The sequence below is a fragment of the Steroidobacter sp. genome (assembly GCF_016790065.1).
GTDB lineage: Bacteria > Pseudomonadota > Gammaproteobacteria > Steroidobacterales > Steroidobacteraceae > Steroidobacter.
In genome coordinates, this window is record NZ_JAEUPY010000078.1 from 1 (window position 1) to 1,974 (window position 1,974).

General features: G+C 61.2%; 4 protein-coding genes. All 4 read left to right on the top strand.

All coding sequences use genetic code 11. The annotated features are described in order from the left end of the window. Positions 1–10 precede the first annotated feature (10 nt). Complete coding sequence (locus tag JNL55_RS37315; protein ID WP_415922995.1) at positions 11–127, top strand: hypothetical protein; 117 nt, start codon at positions 11–13, stop codon at positions 125–127. 97 nt (positions 128–224) lie between these two features. Next, positions 225–1,475: a sarcosine oxidase subunit beta family protein gene (locus tag JNL55_RS03225; protein ID WP_293849176.1), complete on the top strand. Its 1,251-nt coding sequence runs from the start codon at positions 225–227 to the stop codon at positions 1,473–1,475. 12 nt (positions 1,476–1,487) lie between these two features. Then, positions 1,488–1,772, top strand: coding sequence for a sarcosine oxidase subunit delta (locus tag JNL55_RS03230; protein WP_293849178.1), 285 nt, complete (start codon positions 1,488–1,490; stop codon positions 1,770–1,772). Continuing rightward, the coding region (locus tag JNL55_RS03235; RefSeq protein WP_293849180.1) for a 2Fe-2S iron-sulfur cluster-binding protein at positions 1,769–1,974 on the top strand (206 nt) is incomplete at its 3' end. The genes JNL55_RS03230 and JNL55_RS03235, both read left to right, overlap by 4 nt.

Genomic DNA, 1,974 nt, shown 5'->3' on the forward strand with positions numbered 1-1,974 from the left:
GCATTGGAGCGTGGATCGGGCCAGTGAGGCGGTCGGCTATTCGCATCCGTCGACGTTCGCCACGGCGTTTCGTCGCCATTTCGGGATGAGACCGGTTGATGCGAAGCGCACTCATCGATCGCGTTGATCGGCAGCTGGAACTCCAAGAAAGTCGTACCCTGGGCCCAAGGTAATCCTGACGGACAACCACTATCTTTGGCGCCCGGTGACGGGTGCTTGGATAGATGCGGAAATATTCGTTCGCGAGCTTGATGGGTCATGCCCTGCGTGGAAACACGCGGTGGCGTACAGCATGGCGCGATGCCACGCTCAAGCGTCAGTACGATGCAGTGATCATTGGCGGCGGCGGTCATGGTCTCGCCACTGCCTACTATTTGGCCAAGGAACATGGCATCACCAACATCGCGGTGCTGGAGAAGGGTTGGATCGGCGGCGGCAACACCGGCAGAAATACTACCAACGTTCGCTCCGACTACATGTTTGCCGAGAGTGCTGCGCTGTACGATCTGGCACTGAGGCTCTACGAAGCACTCGCAGTCGAGTTCGACTTCAACATCATGCTGTCGCAGCGGGGTTGGATGACGTTGATTCACAATCAGCATCAGCTGGAATCGGCGCATCACAAGGCCAATTGGATGGCGTGCAATGGCGTCGACGGCGAAGTCATCGACGCGGCCGCTGTCCAGAAAATGTTGCCGCTGTTGAACATGAGCAGCAGCGCTCGTCATCCCATCATGGGGGCGTTCCTGCAGCGCCGCGGTGGCACGATTCGTCACGATGCGGTGGCATGGGGATATGCCCGCGCCGCCAGCGATCGCGGTGTGGATATCGTGCAGCACTGCGAGGTGGTGGGCCTCGAGAAACGCGGCAATCGGATCGTAGCCGTCCAAACCAACCGAGGCCGCATCGAGTGTGCAACGGTCGGCGTCGCGGTCGCGGGGCATTCGAGCGTCATCGCCAACATGGCGGGCTTTCGATTGCCGGTGACCAGCCATTGTTTACAGGCGATGGTGTCCGAGCCGCTGCGACCCGTTCTCGATCACGTGGTGCTGTCCCCAGCGACCGGCGTCTATGTCAATCAGACGCAGAAAGGTGAGTTGGTGATGGGCAGTGTGCTCGATCTGTACCAGTCCTACGGCCAGCGCGGCAACTTCCCGACCATCGAGAAGACGCTGACCGCGGTGGTGGAGATGTTCCCCATGTTCGCACAGGCGCGGCTGATGCGGCATTGGGCCGGCATCGTCGATGTGGTGCCGGACAGCTCGCCGATCTTGGGCCCCACCCCTATCGACAACCTCTACATCAATTGTGGCTGGGGAACTGGCGGCTTCAAGGCCATCCCGGCCGGCGGTTTGCTACTGGCGCACGCGTTGGCCACCGGCAAGCAGCACGCGCTCGCCCAGCCGTTTGGCTTGGAACGATTCAGAAGCAACCGGCTGGTGGATGAAGGCGCCGCCGCGGGCATTGCTCATTGATAGGGGACGTTCGTGATTCTGATTCGATGTCCTCATTGTCGTGAGCTGCGTGCCGAAGATGAGCTCGTCTATGGCGGCGAGGCGGGTCTGATTCGCCCGGCCGAGAGCGTCGACGATGTGCAGTGGACCGATTACCTGTTCATGCGAGCCAACCCCAAGGGAATGCATTGCGAGCAGTGGTGCTGCTCCGCCGGTTGCGGTCAGTGGTTCGAGGTGATGCGTGACACCGTGACGCATCGGATCACGGCGGTCGCCAAGTTCCAACAGCTAGTGGCGCCGAGCGGAGAGATGACATGACGGCTCATGGCTACCGGCTGCGCGCCGGCGGGCTCATCGATCGGACGCGGACGCTTGGATTCAGCTTCAACGGCCGATGTTTCGAAGGTCATCCCGGGGATACGCTTGCGTCGGCGTTGATTGCCAACGGGGTCGACGTCATCGGGCGCAGTTTCAAATATCACCGGCCGCGCGGGCTGTACAGTGCCGGACTCGAAGATCC